Origin of the sequence: Mesoterricola sediminis (genome assembly GCF_030295425.1) — a bacterium.
Classification (GTDB): Bacteria; Acidobacteriota; Holophagae; order Holophagales; family Holophagaceae; genus Mesoterricola; species Mesoterricola sediminis.
Genome location: NZ_AP027081.1, coordinates 2211008 through 2226672, shown reverse-complemented (window position 1 = coordinate 2226672; position 15665 = coordinate 2211008). Strand labels below are relative to the sequence as shown.

The 15665-nt window shown below is 71.6% G+C and carries 16 protein-coding genes; 13 read left to right on the top strand and 3 right to left on the bottom strand.

What is annotated here, in order from left to right; translation table 11 throughout:
• Window positions 1–6: 6 nt before the first annotated feature.
• The 8 genes from R2J75_RS09850 (at window position 7) to R2J75_RS09815 (ending at window position 8283) form a co-directional block, all read left to right on the top strand.
• Window positions 7–2163 carry an ABC transporter permease subunit gene (locus tag R2J75_RS09850; RefSeq protein WP_243331107.1) on the top strand — a complete coding sequence of 719 codons (2157 nt, stop codon included), beginning with the start codon at window positions 7–9 and terminating at the stop codon, window positions 2161–2163.
• Window positions 2163–3725 (top strand): phosphate ABC transporter permease PstA, encoded by a 1563-nt coding sequence (pstA, locus tag R2J75_RS09845; protein ID WP_243331106.1) that lies wholly within the window; start codon window positions 2163–2165, stop codon window positions 3723–3725. The genes R2J75_RS09850 and pstA overlap by 1 nt, the downstream gene beginning before the upstream one ends.
• Before the next feature lie 17 nt (window positions 3726–3742).
• Window positions 3743–4636 carry a phosphate ABC transporter ATP-binding protein PstB gene (gene pstB / locus R2J75_RS09840; RefSeq protein ID WP_243331103.1) on the top strand — a complete coding sequence of 298 codons (894 nt, stop codon included), beginning with the start codon at window positions 3743–3745 and terminating at the stop codon, window positions 4634–4636.
• Window positions 4636–5316: a phosphate signaling complex protein PhoU gene (gene phoU, locus R2J75_RS09835; protein WP_243331099.1), complete on the top strand. Its 681-nt coding sequence runs from the start codon at window positions 4636–4638 to the stop codon at window positions 5314–5316. The genes pstB and phoU overlap by 1 nt, the downstream gene beginning before the upstream one ends.
• Before the next feature lie 11 nt (window positions 5317–5327).
• Window positions 5328–6038 carry a response regulator transcription factor gene (locus R2J75_RS09830; protein ID WP_243331097.1) on the top strand — a complete coding sequence of 237 codons (711 nt, stop codon included), beginning with the start codon at window positions 5328–5330 and terminating at the stop codon, window positions 6036–6038.
• Window positions 6039–6112: 74 nt separating this feature from the next.
• On the top strand, window positions 6113–6763 hold the full coding sequence (locus tag R2J75_RS09825; protein WP_243331095.1) for a DUF47 domain-containing protein: 651 nt from the start codon (window positions 6113–6115) through the stop codon (window positions 6761–6763).
• A 14-nt stretch (window positions 6764–6777) separates the two neighbouring features.
• Complete coding sequence (locus R2J75_RS09820; protein ID WP_243331093.1) at window positions 6778–7776, top strand: inorganic phosphate transporter; 999 nt, start codon at window positions 6778–6780, stop codon at window positions 7774–7776.
• A gap of 96 nt (window positions 7777–7872) precedes the next feature.
• Window positions 7873–8283, top strand: coding sequence for a YfiR family protein (locus R2J75_RS09815; protein ID WP_243331091.1), 411 nt, complete (start codon window positions 7873–7875; stop codon window positions 8281–8283).
• A gap of 33 nt (window positions 8284–8316) precedes the next feature.
• Here the strand turns inward: R2J75_RS09815 and R2J75_RS09810 are convergent, their stop codons facing one another.
• Window positions 8317–8565, bottom strand: coding sequence for a hypothetical protein (locus R2J75_RS09810; protein WP_243331089.1), 249 nt, complete (start codon window positions 8563–8565; stop codon window positions 8317–8319).
• A 172-nt stretch (window positions 8566–8737) separates the two neighbouring features.
• Between R2J75_RS09810 and R2J75_RS09805 the strand changes: the two genes are divergently transcribed.
• From R2J75_RS09805 to R2J75_RS09785, 5 genes are read left to right on the top strand one after another with little or no spacing between them, the layout of a single operon-like run.
• Complete coding sequence (locus R2J75_RS09805) at window positions 8738–10609, top strand: GGDEF domain-containing protein (RefSeq protein ID WP_316411585.1); 1872 nt, start codon at window positions 8738–8740, stop codon at window positions 10607–10609.
• A 49-nt stretch (window positions 10610–10658) separates the two neighbouring features.
• On the top strand, window positions 10659–11201 hold the full coding sequence (locus R2J75_RS09800) for a GNAT family N-acetyltransferase (RefSeq protein WP_243331086.1): 543 nt from the start codon (window positions 10659–10661) through the stop codon (window positions 11199–11201).
• A 7-nt stretch (window positions 11202–11208) separates the two neighbouring features.
• On the top strand, window positions 11209–12141 hold the full coding sequence (locus R2J75_RS09795) for an arginase family protein (RefSeq protein ID WP_316411584.1): 933 nt from the start codon (window positions 11209–11211) through the stop codon (window positions 12139–12141).
• Window positions 12142–12151: 10 nt separating this feature from the next.
• Window positions 12152–12646, top strand: coding sequence for a hypothetical protein (locus tag R2J75_RS09790; RefSeq protein ID WP_243331081.1), 495 nt, complete (start codon window positions 12152–12154; stop codon window positions 12644–12646).
• On the top strand, window positions 12643–13344 hold the full coding sequence (locus R2J75_RS09785; protein WP_316411583.1) for a lysophospholipid acyltransferase family protein: 702 nt from the start codon (window positions 12643–12645) through the stop codon (window positions 13342–13344). The genes R2J75_RS09790 and R2J75_RS09785 overlap by 4 nt, the downstream gene beginning before the upstream one ends.
• A gap of 4 nt (window positions 13345–13348) precedes the next feature.
• Here the strand turns inward: R2J75_RS09785 and R2J75_RS09780 are convergent, their stop codons facing one another.
• Both R2J75_RS09780 and R2J75_RS09775 read right to left on the bottom strand, forming a co-directional pair.
• A complete protein-coding gene (locus tag R2J75_RS09780; RefSeq protein WP_243331078.1) occupies window positions 13349–13735 on the bottom strand; it encodes a response regulator in 387 nt (128 codons plus the stop codon).
• Window positions 13732–15561: an ATP-binding protein gene (locus R2J75_RS09775; RefSeq protein WP_316411582.1), complete on the bottom strand. Its 1830-nt coding sequence runs from the start codon at window positions 15559–15561 to the stop codon at window positions 13732–13734. The genes R2J75_RS09780 and R2J75_RS09775 overlap by 4 nt, the downstream gene beginning before the upstream one ends.
• Between the last annotated feature and the right edge of the window lie 104 nt (window positions 15562–15665).

The window sequence follows — 15665 nt, the reverse complement described above, 5'->3', positions numbered from 1 at the left end:
CACCCCATGAGCAGCATCCTCGACAGGGCCAAGCGGCTGGACGGCATCATGCACTGGGTCATCACCCTGGGCGGGATGACGATCATCGCGGCCGTGCTGGGCATCCTCGTCTTCATCGGCAGCGAGGCCCTGCCCCTGTTCCGCTCCCCCCGCAGCCGGGAACTCGCGCCGGGGGCCCTCCCCCCCGGCGCGGCCCTCGCCGTCGACGAGACGGGCCGGGGCATCGCCAGCCTCGATCCCCGGACCGGCCTCGCCGCCCTGGGTGACGGGCAGCCAATCACGCCCGCCGCCTCGGCGGCCCCCGCCCTGCCCTGGACCGCCCCCACGCCCCTGGACGCCCAGGGGCGGTGCGCGGTGGTGGACGCCCAGGGGCGCCTCTTCTTCCTGGAACTGGCCTGGAGCGCTCCGTCCGGGGAGGCGACGGCCCCCTGGGGCCTGGAAGCCCGCTGGACCGGAGCCATGCCGGCCGGGAACGTCCGGCTCCTCGCCGCCCACCCGGTGGAAGGGGGCGGCCTCGCCGACGCCGGCCGGTGGCGCCTGGCCGCCCTGGATGCCCAGGGCCGCCTCGTCTGGGCCGAAACGGAGGCCTCCGCCCAGGCCGCCCTGGCCTGGAAGCCCCTGCCCCTGCCCGAGGGGGCCGACGCCACCTGCGCGGCCTGGAACCCCAAGGGCACCCTCCTCTTCGCCGGCACCCGCCAGGGCGCCGTCCACGCCATCCTCCTGGAGGACGCGCCCGAAGCGGCCGCGACGGTCGAGGTCGGCGAGCCCGTCACCGCCCTCGGCTTCGCCCTGGGCCAGACCTCCCTCCTGGTGGGCGGGGCCCGCGGCGGCATGGTCGCGTGCCAGTTGATCCGGGCCGAAGGCCCCGCCCAGCTCCAGCTCTTCCACCGCTTCCAGCCCCTGGACGGACCCGTGAAGGGCTTCATGGCCTCCCAGCGGGACAAGCGCTTCCTGGCCTGGAGCGCCACCGGCCTGGCCGTGGACCACCTGACCACGGAGCGCCGCCTCTTCGCCGCCCCCCACGCGGGCGCGATCACCGCAGGGGCCCTGTCCCCCCGCGGGGACCGCATCTACGCCGCCGTCGCCGGCGGCCCCCTCCGGGAATGGAGCCTGGACGCCCCCCACCCCGAAATCAGCGGACAGGCCCTCTGGGGCAAGGTCCATTACGAGAGCTATCCCAAGGCCGAGTACGTCTGGCAGAGCAGCGGCGGCACCGACGACTTCGAGCCCAAGCTGAGCCTGGTCCCGCTGGTGTTCGGGACCCTGAAGGGCACCCTCTACGCCATGGTGTTCGCCCTGCCCCTGGCCATCCTGGGCGCCCTCTACACGAGCCAGTTCGCCAGCCCCGGCCTGCGGGACATCATCAAGCCCCTGGTGGAGATCATGGCCGCCCTGCCCTCCGTGGTCCTGGGCTTCCTGGCGGGCCTGGTCCTGGCGCCGCTGTTCGAGCGTTCCGCCACGGTGCTCCTGGTCCTGCCCGCGGTGAGCCTGGGCCTGGGCCTGGTCCTGCTCCCCCTCTGGCGGAAGCTGCCGAACCGCGTCCGCCTGGGCTGGGGCACGGGCTGGGAGGTGCTCTGGCTGGTGCCCCTCCTGGCGGCGGCCGCCCTCATCTCCGTCAAGGCCGGGCCCCTCTTCGAGCGGGCCTTCCTGGGCGGCGACTTCCGGACCTGGCTCCTCTCCGCCCACCACCTCACCTACGACCAGCGCAACAGCCTCGTGGTGGGCTTCGCCATGGGCTTCGCGGTGATCCCCATCATCTTCACCATCAGCGAGGACGCCCTGTCCGCGGTGCCGCGCTCCCTGGCCTCCGCCAGCCTCGCCTGCGGGGCCAGCCCCTGGCAGACCGCGTGGCGGGTGGTCCTGCCCACCGCCAGCCCCGGCATCTTCAGCGCCGTGATGGTGGGCCTGGGCCGGGCCATCGGCGAGACCATGATCGTGCTCATGGCCACGGGGAACACGCCCGTCCTGGACTGGAGCCCCTTCAACGGCATGCGGACCCTGGCGGCCAACATCGCCGTGGAGACGCCGGAGGCCCCGGTGCACGGCACCCTCTACCGCCTCCTGTTCTTCACCGCGGCCCTCCTGTTCGCGCTGACCTTCCTCCTCAACACCGCAGCCGAGCTGGTCCGCCAGCGCCTGCGCAAGCGCTACGAGACGTTCTGATGGCCACCTTCAGCGAATGGCGCCGCCGCGGAAGCGCCTTCATCTGGTTGTCGGGGGCGGCCCTCGCCTTCTCCCTCGTCATGATCTTCGGTCTGGTGGGCTACATCTCGGTGAAGGGCCTGGGCTTCTTCTGGCCCGCCCCCGTCGTCGAGCTCGCCACCGCGGACGGCCCCGTGCTGGGCCAGATCACGGCCCGGGAGCCGGACCAGGTGCAGGTGCGCACCGGGAACCGGGACGTGTTCGGCCAGGACTACCGCTGGATCCCCCGCAGCGCCATCCAGGAGACCCGCCACCCCGCGGACGTCGTGGAGATCGAGCGCCTGGAGTACGGCGCCTTCATCGGCCGGGTCAAGGCGGTGGAGCGGGGCGGCCAGGCCCTCCCCGGCGCCCCCCTCGACATCCTCGGGCAGCTGCTCCCCGGCGCCCGGGACACCGCCCGGCGCATCCACCGCCTGGAGAAGTCCGAGCTGACCCCCGTGAGCCTGGCCCTGGAGGAGGTCCGCCTGGACCTCAAGGGCGCCCCCGAGGCGGAGCGGGCCGGGCTCGAGGCCCGGAACCGGACCCTCACCGAGCGCTACCAGGCCGTCCAGGCCCGCATCGAGGCCCTCCGGACCCAGGCCGCCGCCGACACCGTGACCCTGGAGGCCTCGGACGGCTCCACCAAGACCCTCCCCGTGGCCTCCGTCCTGCGCGTCATCCCCGCCAACCGCCTCGGCACCTGGGGCAAGGTCCGCGTCTACCTCTCCCGCCTGGCGGAATTCGTCGCCGACGACCCCCGCGAGAGCAACACCGAGGGCGGCATCTTCCCGGCCATCTTCGGCACGGTGATGATGGTCCTCATCATGTCGGTCCTCGTGGTGCCCCTGGGCGTGATGGCCGCGCTCTACATGCGGGAGTACGCCCGGCAGGGCCTCGTCCTCCGCACCCTGCGGGTGGCGGTCAACAACCTGGCCGGCGTCCCCTCCATCGTCTTCGGCGTCTTCGGCCTGGGCTTCTTCGTCTACGGCCTGGGCGGCAGCCTCGACCGGATCTTCTTCCCCAACCGCCTCCCCTCCCCCACCTTCGGGACGGGCGGCATCCTCTGGGCCGCCCTGACCCTGGCCCTCCTCACCGTCCCCGTGGTCATCGTGGCCACCGAGGAGGCCCTGGCCGCCGTCCCCCGCAGCCAGCGCGAGGCCAGCCTCGCCCTGGGCGCCACCCGGTGGCAGACCCTCTGGAACGTGGTGATCCCCGGCGCCATGCCCGGCATCCTGACGGGCCTCATCCTGGCCATGGCCCGGGGGGCAGGCGAAGTGGCGCCCCTGATGCTCACGGGCGTGGTCAAGCTGGCCCCCTCCATGCCCCTGGACGGCACCTTCCCCTTCCTGCACCTGGACCGCAAGTTCATGCACCTGGGCTTCCACATCTATGACGTGGGATTCCAGAGCCCCAACAGCGAGGCCGCCAAGCCCATGGTCTTCATGACCGCCCTCCTCCTGCTCTTGATCGTTGTCGTCCTCAACCTCTTCGCCTTACGCTTGCGCAGCCGGCTCCGCGCCAGAATGGGCGGAGGTGCCTTCTGATGTCCGCCGGAGCGACCATGACGGAATTCGACCCCCAACCTGCCGTGCCGGAGCCCCTCCCGGCCGGAGCCCCGGCCTCGCCAGGGGGTCCGCCGGTGGTCCAGGCGGCCCCCAAGGTCAGCGAGGTGCCCCTCACCGACACCGCGGTGCTCAGCGCCCCGCCCCTGGTGCGCATCCAGGACCTCAACCTGTTCTACGGCGGGAAGCAGGCCCTGTTCGACATCAACCTGGACGTCCGGGAGCACTCGGTGATGGCCCTCATCGGCCCCTCCGGCTGCGGCAAGAGCACGCTGCTGCGGTGCATCAACCGCATGAACGACCTGATCGGCAACGTGCGCATCGAAGGCAGCGTCACGGTGGGCGAGGACGACGTCTACGCGCCGGGGGTGGACGTCATCTCCCTCCGCAAGCGCATGGGGATGGTGTTCCAGAAGTCCAACCCCTTCCCCAAGAGCATCTACGAGAACGTGGCCTACGGGCTGCGCATCCAGGGGGTCAAGGACCGGTCCGTCCTGGACGAGGCGGTGGAGCGCAGCCTGATCGCCTCCGGCCTCTGGAACGAGGTGAAGGACCGGCTCAAGGACAGCGCCCTCGGCCTCTCCGGCGGCCAGCAGCAGCGCCTCTGCATCGCCCGGGCCCTGGCGGTGAAGCCCGAGGTGCTGCTCATGGACGAGCCCTGCTCGGCCCTGGACCCCCTGGCCACGAGCCGCATCGAGGAGCTGATCTTCGAGCTGAAGCGGAATTTCACCATTGTCATCGTGACCCACAACATGCAGCAGGCGGCCCGGGTCAGTGACTTCACCGCGTTCTTCTGGATGGGTAAACTCATCGAGACCGGCCTGACCGAGAAGGTCTTCACCAACCCGGTGGCACGCATGACCGAGGATTACATCAGCGGGAGATTCGGTTGATGGCCAGGCACTTCGACAACGAGCTCAGGGACCTCAAGTTCAGCCTCCTGGCCATGGCCGGGCAGGTGGAGGAGATGATCGGCCTCACCCAGGAGGCGCTCATCGAGCGCAGCGACGCCAAGGCCCGCCAGGTGAACGAGCTGGACAAGAAGGTGGACGAGCTCGAGCTCCGCCTGGACCAGGCCTGCATCGACCTCCTGGCCCTCCGCGCGCCCTTCGCCTCCGACCTGCGCCTCATCGCCTCCACCCTCAAGATCGTGCCGGAGCTGGAGCGGATCGGGGACCACTGCACCAACATCGCCCGCCGGGCCCTCATCCTGAACCCCATGCCCCCCCTGGACCTGGGCGGCAACCTGCGGCGGCTCGGGGAGGAGACGGCCGTCATGGTCCGCCGGGCCGTGGACGCCTTCGTCAACGGGGACGCGGAGATGGCCCGGTCGGTCATCGAGGCGGACGACTCCGTGGACGGCCTCTACATCCAGATCAACCGGGACCTGCTGAAGGTCATGAAGGAGGATCCCGCTTCCATCGAGCGGGCCAGCCACCTCATCATCGTCCTGAAGAACTGGGAACGGATTGCCGACCAGGCCACCAACATCGCCGAGGAGGTCCTCTTCATCATCGGCGGCGTGAACGTCAAGCATCCCTACCTCCAGGCGAACCCCGAACCGGAATCCTGAACGGAGCCCCGATGCCCCACCTCCTCCTGCTCGAAGACGACGCCGACATCCGCCTGGGCCTCGAGGAGCACCTCCGCCGGGAGGGCTTCTCCGTCAGCGGCTTCGGCACCGGGAAGGAGGCCATGCGCCATCTCGCCCACGGGTCGGCCGGCACCACGGCCCGCCCCGACGTCGTCCTCCTGGACCTGACCCTCCCGGACGTGGACGGGCTGGACGTGCTCCGCATGATCCGCGCCGACGCCAAGCTGCGCGCCCTGCCCGTGGTCCTGGTGACCGCCCGCAACGAGGAGATCGACCGGGTGCTGGGCCTGGAGCTGGGCGCCGACGACTACATCTCCAAGCCCTACTCCAGCCGGGAACTGGTCGCCCGGATCCGGGCCATCCTCCGCCGGGCCTCCTTCCTCGCCCCCGGCGAGAAGCCCCAGCACCTGACCTTCGGGCCCATCTCCGTGGACCTCGACCAGCACATCGCCCGGGTGGACGGGACGGCCCTGGAGCTGACCCGGCGGGAATTCGAGCTGCTGGCCTACTTCCTCCAGAACCCCCGCCGGGTCCTGAGCCGGGAGAAGATCCTCCAGCAGGTGTGGGGCCTGGAATACCTGGGCGAGAGCCGCACCATCGACGCCCACGTGCGCCGGGTGCGCGCCAAGCTGGGCGAGGCCGCCTCCCTCATCGAGACGGTGGTGGGCGTCGGCTACCGCATGGGGAGCGTCGACGCCTGAGATGTGACCATTCCCCTAGGTGATGCGGGGGGCGCAGGGCACAATGGAAGGGTTGGACCGACTTGGAGCCCCCCATGTCCCTGAATTCGCTCATCAGCTGGCTTAAGCCCCGGGAATTCGTCTTTTTCGATCTCCTGGAGGCCTCCGCCGACAACCTCACGGAGGCTGCTCGCTTTTTTACCAGCGAATTCAAGTCCCGCCAGACTCCCGGCGAGTGGGTGGCCATGCGCCGGAAGATGAAGGATTTCGAGCATGCGGGCGATGAGATCACCCACCAGATCGTGGACCGCCTGAACCGCACCTTCGTCACGCCCATCGAGCGGGAGGACATCCTCCACCTGGCCCACGCCCTGGACGACGTGGTCGACTGCCTGGACGGTGTCTGCGAGCGGATGATCCTCTACAAGATCACCCACGTGATGCCCCTGGCCATCGAACTGGGCAAGCTCATGCAGGCCGGCGCCGAGGAGCTGCGGCCCCTCATCGGCCACCTGCGGAACCTGAGCGACGAGAAGACCATCAGCCGGCGGATCCTCAGCTGCAACGAGCTGGAGAACCAGGCCGACGCCGTCTTCCACGCGGCCCTCGCCGAGATCTTCGAGAACCCCAAGGATCCCATCGAGCTCATCAAGTGGAAGGAGATCCTGGCCCTCCTCGAGGACGCCACGGACCGCATCGAGCTCGTCTCGAAGGTGGTGGGCTCCACCGTCATGCGCAACGCCTGAGGCCGGCCGCCCCCATGATCCTGTCCCTGATACTCATCGTCCTCCTGTCCTGGGCCATCGACTACATCAACGGCTTCCACGACACGGCCAACGCCATCGCCACCGTCGTCTCCACCGGCGTCCTCTCCGCCCGGAACGCCATCGTCATGGCCGCCATCCTCAACTTCGGCGGCGCCCTCCTGGGCACGCACGTGGCCACGACCATCGCCAAGGGCATCGCGGACGCCCAGTTCGTCGTGCCCCAGGTCATCATCGCCGCCCTGGTGGCCTCCATCTTCTGGGGCCTGCTCACCTGGTACTTCGGCATCCCCTCCAGCACCAGCCACAGCCTCATGGGCGGGCTCGCCGGGGCCGTGGTCGCCCACGCCGGCTGGCATTCCCTCCACTGGACCAAGCTGGAGGAGATCGCGGCCTTCATCGTCATCTCCCCCGTCCTGGGCTTCTTCATGGGCATGATCCTCATCGTGGTGATCCTCTGGATCTTCCGCCGGGTCTCCCAGAACCGCGTCAACGTCATGTTCCGCAAGCTCCAGCTGGTCTCCGCCAGCGCCATGGCCTTCACCCACGGCCAGAACGACGCCCAGAAGGCCATGGGGATCATCTGCCTGGCCCTGATCATCTACGGCAAGCTCCACGTGGCCCCCGGCCACGCCATGGTGGTGCCGCTCTGGGTCAAGATCGGGTGCGCGACCATGATGGCCCTGGGCACCGCCAGCGGCGGCTGGAAGATCATCAAGACCATGGGCAGCAAGATCGTGAAGCTCCGGCCCATCCACGGCTTCGCCGCGGAGACCGCCGCCGCCATCGTCCTCTTCACCACCGCCCACTTCGGCATCCCCGTCTCCACCACCCACAGCATCACGGGCGCCATCATGGGCGTCGGCGCCAGCATGAACGCCTCCGCCGTGCGCTGGGGCGTGGCCGGCAACATCATGGTGGCCTGGGTCCTGACCATCCCCGCCTCCGCCCTGGCCGCCGCCGGCTGCTTCAAGCTGATCCAGCCCTTCTTCTGATCCCCACCGCCGGGACCCGCGGGCCGCGGGCCCGAAGTTACGGGCGGTTCATCAGGGCGTCATGGCCGCGGGCCATCCTCGGGATGGAGCCCGCCCATGAGCTATTTGGTCCATCTCCTCTGCCTCGCCCCGGCCCTGAACGCGGCCCCGCCCGCCATCGCCCCCGCAGAGCTCATTCCCTTCCTCAAGGTCATCTCGGTCAGCGCCGGGGCGCCGGGCCGCGTGGCCTGCCGCGACCTGGACCTGGCCATGGCCCTCAAGAAGGGCGGCATTTCCCCCGACGCCAAGGCGCCGCTCGCCTGGGCCGCCAACCGGAGCCAACTGGAGGCCTACCTGGCCGAAGGCAAGCTGGTGATCGCCGGCGACCCCGCCCTGCTGGACGCGGGGGCCGCGATCGCCATCGCCCGGGAAGCGGGCCGCCCCGTGCTCCTCATCCACAGCCGGAACCTCGCCGCCAGCGGGGTGGGCGTCTCGGACGCCCTCCTCAAGATCGCCAAGGTCCGCTGATCGGCCCCCCCGGCGGAAGGCCGGGGCCCGCCTTCACTGGGGCACGGCCAGCTGGGGCAGGGGCTGGTGGCGGCGTTGCCAGCGGTCCGCGCGCTCGTACTGGCGGGCCTGCTCCACGGCCTTCCACTGGGCGCCGGTGGCCACGGCGTCCTCGAAGAGCCACAGCAGGTTGGGGCGCCATTCCTCGTGGGCGGCCTCCACGTCGAAGCGGACCCCGGCCGCCTCGAAGAGCCGGCAGGCCGCGTGGAAATGCGCCTGGGATGTGAATTCGTAGATGATCATGGTCCCCTCCGCCCTGCGGCCCCCCAAGGCTGGGTTCCCGGGGCGACGGCGCCATGGCGGCGGTGCAAAATCCCGGTGACGGCGGGATCCGGGCCGGAATTCACAGGTCCGTTCCAGGGGATTCGCGCCCCGGAGACGCGGCGCCCGCATCCTGGCCCCAGCGAGGTCATCCATGGTCCCTCTCTCGTCCCTGTCCCACGCGGCGGCCCGCCGCCAGGCGCCGGCCGCCTCCCAGGAGGAGGCAGGCCGCGGCCTCGCCGACCTGGGCGCCGCCCTCCGGGGGATCCTCGGGGAGGACCGCCTCAAGCCGGCCTTCCAGCCCATCGTGGACCTCGCCACGGGCGAAATCCACGCCTTCGAGGGGCTCATCCGCGGGCCCTCGGATTCCCTGCTCCAGTCCCCGGCCAGCCTCTTCAAGGTGGCGGGGCTGACCGGCCAGCTCTTCGACCTGGAACGGGCCTGCTGCCGCACCCTGGCCACCGCCTTCGCCGCCTCGGGGGCGCCCTGGAAGCTCTTCCTGAACCTCAGCCCCGGCAGCCTCACGGCCTCCGTCCAGCGGGCCCTGGTGCCCCTGCGCCGGCTGGAGGAGCTGGGCCTGGACCCGGGCCGGATCGTCATCGAGCTCACCGAGGCCCTGCCCGTCCAGGACCTGGGGGACCTGGCCCGGGCCATCGGCGTCTTCCGGCAGATGGGCTTCGCCATCGCCCTGGACGACCTGGGGGAGGGCTTCTCCAGCCTCCGCCTCTGGTCCGAGCTCCGGCCCGAGTATGTGAAGGTGGACATGCACTTCATCCAGGGCGTGAGCCGGGATCCGGTCAAGCACCAGTTCCTGCGCTCCCTCTGCGACATCGCCGCCAAGACCGGCGCCCGCGTGGTGGGCGAAGGGGTCGAGTTCGAGGCGGATTTCGCGGTGATCCAGGAGCTGGGCCTCCCCTTCGGGCAGGGCTACCTCTTCGGGCGGCCCGAGCCCGAGCCGGTCCCCCGAACCCCGGCCCACCTCTTCCGCCGGCGGGGGCGGGTGCAGGACGGCTCCGCCTGGCTCCGGGACGCCGGCGGCACGGCCGCCCGGCTCACCCTGGACATCGCGCCCGTGGACCCGGGCACGCCCAACCTGGCCATCGAGCGCCGCTTCCTGGAGGACCGGGAACTGCAGTCCATCCCCGTGGTCCGGGACGGCGTGCCCGTGGGCCTCATCAACCGCCACGTGTTCATGGATCTCCTGTTCCGGCCCTTCTCCCGGGAGATCCACGGCAAGCGGCCGGTGGAGTCCCTGATGGACCGCAACATCCTGGTCCTGGACCACCGCACGAGCCTGCACGACCTGAGCCGCCTCATCGTGGAGTCGGACCGCCGCCACATCCTCCACGGCTTCATCCTCACCCGGGACGGCGTCTACGCGGGCATGGGCAGCGGGCACGACCTGATGCGGGAGATCACCCAGATGCAGATCCGCTCCGCGCGCTACGCCAACCCCCTCACGGGGCTGCCCGGGAACGTGCCCATCAACGAGCACCTGGACGACCTCCTGCGCCAGGGCCTCCCCTTCACCGCCGCCTACTGCGACCTGGACCACTTCAAGCCCTACAACGACGTGTACGGCTACCGGGAGGGGGACGAGGTGATCCACTGGACCGGGGAGCTGCTTTCCTCCGCCTGCCGCCCGGACCTGGACTTCGTGGGCCACGTGGGCGGGGACGACTTCATCCTCGTCTTCCGGAGCCCCGACTGGCGCGAACGCTGCGAGGGCCTGCTGGCGGCCTTCGAGGCGGGGCGGACGCGGTTCTTCGGGGCGGCGGACCTGGCCCGCGGCGGCTACCTGGGCGAGGACCGGCGCCACCAGCCGGTCCTGCACCCCCTGGTGAGCCTCTCCATCGGCGCCGTCGAGGTGCGGCCGGGCGCCTTCCACACCCACCACGAGGTCGCCGCCGCCGCGGCCGTGGCCAAGAAGGAGGCGAAGCGCCTCGAGGGGAGCTCCCTGTTCGTGGAGCGCCGGGCGCCGGTCACAGGATTTTTCCAGGAAAGATGCGGCACGCAAAGCGCCTGAAGCCCCGCCGTCACGGGGCCGCCCGATCCTGGGGGGCAGGAGGTGGACCATGACCGTCCCCATGCAGGAAATCCAGGCGGGCCCAGGCGTTGCCCGCTACGAGGTCCGGCCCATGCGGCCCTCGGACTACCCGCACCTGCGCCGCCTGGAGCGCGAGATCTGGTCCCAGGACGGGGTCGGGGAACTCTGCCCGTACTACCAGCGGCTCTGCACGGACATCTACCCGGACTGGTGCTTCATCGCCATGGACGGGGACCGGCCCGCGGGCTACGTCCTCAACTTCCCCAACGGCAAGGTGAACTACTGCGCCACCCTGGCGGTCCACCCCGACTACCAGAAGACCCGGGTGAACTACCTCCTGATCCGCGCCCTGGTCCGCAAGCTCCTGGACGAGAACATGGAGGCCTGCACGTTCCTGGTGGAGCCCGACAACCACGAGGCCCGCGCGGTCCACGCGTCCCTGGGCGCGCGGGTGGTCGCGGAGAAGCCCGACTACTACCGGGAGGGGGACCTCAGGCTCTGGTCGGTCATCGACCAGCAGGACCTGGAGCGCCTCCGGGCGCGCTACACCCGGCTCAAGCTGGTCTCGTGAGGACGCGTTGAGACCCGACGACCTCCTGGCCTCCCTCGCGTCCGGCGTGACGCCCTTCATGGGCCTCCCCCTCGCCCCCGCGCCGGCGCCCGTCCCCGGCGTCGTCCTGGGCGTCCCCTTCGACGGCGGGGTGCTGAACCGCCCCGGGGCCCGCCTCGGCCCCTGGGCCCTGCGGGCGGCGACCCTGGGCCTGGGGCGGGTCGCCATGCCGGCCCGCCTCCAGGGGCCCGACGACTTCCCCCGCACCCTGGCCGCCCTGGACTGGGTGGACGGGGGCAACATCCCCACCCCGCCCTTCTCCCTGGGCGGGGCCCTCGCGGCCGTGGAAACGGCGGTGGGGGCCTGGTCGGCCCAGGGGGCCCGCACCCTCCTGCTGGGCGGCGACCACCTCATGACGCTGGGGGCGCTGCGGGCCCTGGCGCGCCGGCACGGCCCCCTCGGCCTCATGCACCTGGACGCCCATCCCGACGCGGGCACCGGCGCGGCGTGGGGCACCGAGCACCACCACGGCACCTGGCTCCGGAGCGCGATCCAGGAAGGCCTGGTGGACCCCCGGCACACCGTCCAGCTGGGAATCCGCGCCCCGCGCTTCGACAGCGAGGAGCTGGTCTTCCTCCTGGACGCGGGGGTGCGCATCTGGACCCCCCTGGACCTGCGCGACCCGCGGCTGGCGACCCAGCTCCAGGGGGACATCGCCCGGGTCGGCCAGAAACCGGCCTACGTGAGCGTGGACCTGGACGTCCTGGACCCCGCCTTCTGCCCGGCCGTGGCCGAGCCGGTGCCCGGGGGGCTCTCCGTGCTCGACCTGTTCGCCCTCCTCGCCCACGCCCGCCGGTGGTCCTGGGTGGGGGCGGACCTCATGGAGCTGGCGCCCACCCTGGAAGGGGCCGGCGAGAGCGCCCGGGTCGCCGCCCACGCCGCCCTTCAATTACTCAGTTAAGGAGATCCCCATGACCTCTGGACATTGGCTTTCCGTGCTGGCGCGCCAGGGCTTCGCGATCGGGTGGGACGAGATCCTGGTGGGCCATGATTTCGGCATCCTTCCCCCGGCCGAGATCCAGGCCTGGGCCGCGAACCTGCCCGGCCGGGGCCCTTCGGCGGAGGCCCTGGCCGGGCTCACCGGGCCGGCCCTCCTCACCTTCGAGGCCGCCCTGTGGGCGGCCGTCCGGGAAGCCACGGGCAAGGTCCCCCGCCCCGGCGGACGCCGCTGGGCCCAGGCTCAGGACCACTGGCGGACGGCCCTCCTCCAGGACGCGCTGGCGGCGCCCCTGGGCGCCGAGGCGCTGGCCCTGGCCGTGGAGACCATCTACGAGCTCGTGGGCTGCCCCGAGGACATGCTGGGCCTCTGGACGCGGTCGGCCCCCTGGGAGAAGCGCCCCGCCCAGGCCCACCCCGAAGCCATCCAGGCCTTCCTCCGGGACCGGGGCGGCGTGAGGCAGCCGTGACCCCCCGCCGCGGCCGGACCCTGACCTCCCTGCGGCTCCTGGCCGCCCTGGGGGGGACCCTCTGGACGGCGGCCACCGTGGGGGGCGCCCGGGCCCCGGAGGAGGCCCTCCATCGGTGGTCCCGCAGGCTGCTCAAGCACCTGGGGGTGACGGCGGACCTGACAGGACCCATCCCCGAGGGCGCGCCCCTGTGGGTGTCCAACCACTTGAGCTGGCTGGATCCCGTGGTCTTCCTCGCCCTGCGCCCCTCCGGCGCCCTGGCCAAGCTGGAGGTGGCGGGCTACCCCCTGGTGGGGGCGGGCGCGCGTCTGGCGGGCCTCCGGTTCGTGGACCGGGACAACCCCTTCAGCCGCGCCACGGCCCTCCGGGCCCTGGCGCGGGACCTGGGCCGGGGCCGGTCCTTCCTCCTCTTCCCCGAAGGGACGACCACCTCGGGCCAGGGCCTGGCCCCGCTGCGGGAGGGGGGCCTGCGCATGGCCTACCGCCTGGGCATCCCGGTGCTGCCCTTCCGCCTCGACAGCCCCGACCGCCACTACCCCTGGACCGGCGACGCCACCCTCATGCCCCACCTGCGGGCCCTCGCCGAGGCAGGGGCGACCCATGTGGCGGTGACGCCGGGGCCCCGGCTCCACCCCCAGGACTACCCGGACGCGGATGCCTTCGTGGCAGCCCTTCGGAGCCACCTGCAAGGCAGTTGAGAGGTCAGGCCTTACCCATGATATTCATCAGGATATTGGCGATCCCGACGAAGCCGTCAAAGGAATCCGGCTTGACCAGGTAGCGGCCCGCGGGGAACCCTTCGGCCACCAGGGCGGCCTCCTCCCAGGGGCTCCCACTGAACACCACCGCCGGAATCCCGGCCAGATCGGGCCGGCCCTGGAGCCGGGCCAGGAGCTCCCGCCCGCCCCAGCCGGGCAGGTTCAGGTCCAGGACCAGCAGGTCCGGCCGGGGACCGGTCTGCAGCCGCGCCAGGGCCGCGGAGCCATCGGCGATGCGTTCCAGCCGGCCGCCCCAGCCCGTGGTCTCCAGGGCCTCCTCCAGGAGCAGGGCGTCGCCCCGGTTGTCGTCCACCATGAGGAGATGCTTCACGCGGGGTCCTCCGGTCCAGGAAGTTGAAAGAAGAAGGTCGCGCCCTCCCCGGGCGCGGACTCCACCCAGATCCGGCCGCCATGGCCTTCCACGATCTTCTTGCAGAGGGAGAGGCCGATGCCGCTGCCCGGGAAGCGCTCGCGGGGGTGCAGCCGCTGGAAGACCTCGAAGATCCGCTCCGCGTGGGCCGGGTCCAGGCCGATTCCGTCGTCCTGGACGAAGACCGCGCCGGCGCGGGCGCCCACGCGGATCCTGGGGCCCGGCCCCTTCCGGAACTTGAGGGCGTTGGCCAGGAGATTGTGGAAGACCTGGGTGAGGAGGGCCGCGTCCCCGCTCGCCCGCGGAAGGGCGTCGAGCTCGACCCGGGCCCCGGCGGCCTCCACCTGGGCCTCCAGCCCCCGCAGGGCCCGGGCGGCGCAGACGCCCAGGTCCACCGGCGCGGTCTCCGTGACCTGCCAACCCAGGCGCGCATAGGCGAGGAGGTCCTCGATGAGGACGGACAGGGTGCCCGCCGCCTCCTGGACGATGGTCAGGTATTGCCGGGCGCGGCCGTCCAGGTCCGCCCCCAGGCAGTGCTCGAGCCGGCCCACGTAGGCCCGGACCATGCGCAGCGGTTCCTGGAGGTCGTGACTGGCCACGTAGGCGAAGAGTTCCAGTTCCCGGTTGGTTCGGGTCAGCTGGCGCACCGTCTCCCGCAGGGCGGCCTCGCCCCGGGCCCGTTCCGCGGCCTCCCGGGAATCGGCCTCGGCCTTGGCCGCGCGGGCATGGGCCTGCTGCAGGGCGGTGGTGGCCAGGACGAGGGTCAGGCAGGACAGGACGAAGACCGCCAGGGCCAGGCCCTCGGAGGTCCGGGGGAGGGTGAAGCCGCGGGGTCCCATCCAGAAGTAGTTGGCGAGGATGGCCGAGGCGAGGGTGGCCGCGAGGCCCGGCCCCAGGCCCCCGTACAGGGCGGAAAGGCCCGGCGCGGGGATGAAGAGCATGAGGGCGATGCCGGTCTCCAGTTCGAACCCGAAGGGCAGGTGCAGGGCGAAGGCCGCGGCCACGGCCACGCAGGCCACGCCGTACCGGTAGAGGCTGGGCAGCCCGCGGGTGGGGAGGCGCGGCGCCTCGGCGTCCGCCGAGAGGGCGGCGAGGAGGAGGAAAGCGCCGCCCAGGAACTGGGCGACCCGGCCCACCCAGCCGAGCCAGGTCGCCGCCTGGCGCTGGAGCAGGATGCCCAGCAGCCCGATGAGCACCATCCACACGGCCAGGCCATACCAGGCGCTGAACGGGGATCCGTCCCCGAAACCGGGGCGGCCCACGGCCACGGCGGTGATCGCCAGCGCGCCCATGGCCGCGATCAGGACCATCTGGCGGATGAGGGTGCCGCCCTCCCCCGGAATGAAAAAGGGCACCGTGGCCCCCTGGAGGGTGGCCACGACCACCAGCCCGATTCCGAAGGCCACGGCGGCGGCCCCGGCCGCCACCAGCCCCGGCCGCCGCTCGGGCGGGACCCCCGGCGCCCCCGGCGGGTAGAGGGCGCCGCCGAGCTGGAACAGGGCCGACAGGAGGATCGCCAGGTTGTGGACCGTGATGAGGACATTGGGCCCGTAGCCGCCGACGAGGGAGGCCAGGCCGGACGCGCCCCAGGCCGCGGCCCCGCAGCCCAGGAGGAGCATGCCCGGGTTCCCCTGGGCGAGGAAGGCCCGCCAGAGCAGCCACGCCACCGCGGCGGATCCGCCCCCGGTCAGGACCAGGTTGCCGAAGCCCAGGAGTATTGAATTTTCATACACTCCTGAATTCCGGAGGACGGCCAGGATGAGAACGAGGGCCAGGAAGGCCGGCACACAACTCCAGGCGGCCACCCCGGGTGGGCCGGGATGGATACGGATGGCATCCGCAAGGAAATCATAAAATGACCCCAGCGAAGCCCCCTTCGGGCCCTCGGTCA

What these genes read in the sequence shown, in the direction of transcription:
- R2J75_RS09850 (WP_243331107.1), top strand. Translation starts at nt 7, where the DNA reads ATGAGCAGCATCCTCGACAGGGCCAAGCGGCTGGACGGCATCATGCAC.
- pstA (WP_243331106.1), top strand. Translation starts at nt 2,163, where the DNA reads ATGGCCACCTTCAGCGAATGGCGCCGCCGCGGAAGCGCCTTCATCTGG.
- pstB (WP_243331103.1), top strand. Translation starts at nt 3,743, where the DNA reads ATGACGGAATTCGACCCCCAACCTGCCGTGCCGGAGCCCCTCCCGGCC.
- phoU (WP_243331099.1), top strand. Translation starts at nt 4,636, where the DNA reads ATGGCCAGGCACTTCGACAACGAGCTCAGGGACCTCAAGTTCAGCCTC.
- R2J75_RS09830 (WP_243331097.1), top strand. Translation starts at nt 5,328, where the DNA reads ATGCCCCACCTCCTCCTGCTCGAAGACGACGCCGACATCCGCCTGGGC.
- R2J75_RS09825 (WP_243331095.1), top strand. Translation starts at nt 6,113, where the DNA reads ATGTCCCTGAATTCGCTCATCAGCTGGCTTAAGCCCCGGGAATTCGTC.
- R2J75_RS09820 (WP_243331093.1), top strand. Translation starts at nt 6,778, where the DNA reads ATGATCCTGTCCCTGATACTCATCGTCCTCCTGTCCTGGGCCATCGAC.
- R2J75_RS09815 (WP_243331091.1), top strand. Translation starts at nt 7,873, where the DNA reads ATGAGCTATTTGGTCCATCTCCTCTGCCTCGCCCCGGCCCTGAACGCG.
- R2J75_RS09810 (WP_243331089.1), bottom strand. Translation starts at nt 8,565, where the DNA reads ATGATCATCTACGAATTCACATCCCAGGCGCATTTCCACGCGGCCTGC.
- R2J75_RS09805 (WP_316411585.1), top strand. Translation starts at nt 8,738, where the DNA reads ATGGTCCCTCTCTCGTCCCTGTCCCACGCGGCGGCCCGCCGCCAGGCG.
- R2J75_RS09800 (WP_243331086.1), top strand. Translation starts at nt 10,659, where the DNA reads ATGACCGTCCCCATGCAGGAAATCCAGGCGGGCCCAGGCGTTGCCCGC.
- R2J75_RS09790 (WP_243331081.1), top strand. Translation starts at nt 12,152, where the DNA reads ATGACCTCTGGACATTGGCTTTCCGTGCTGGCGCGCCAGGGCTTCGCG.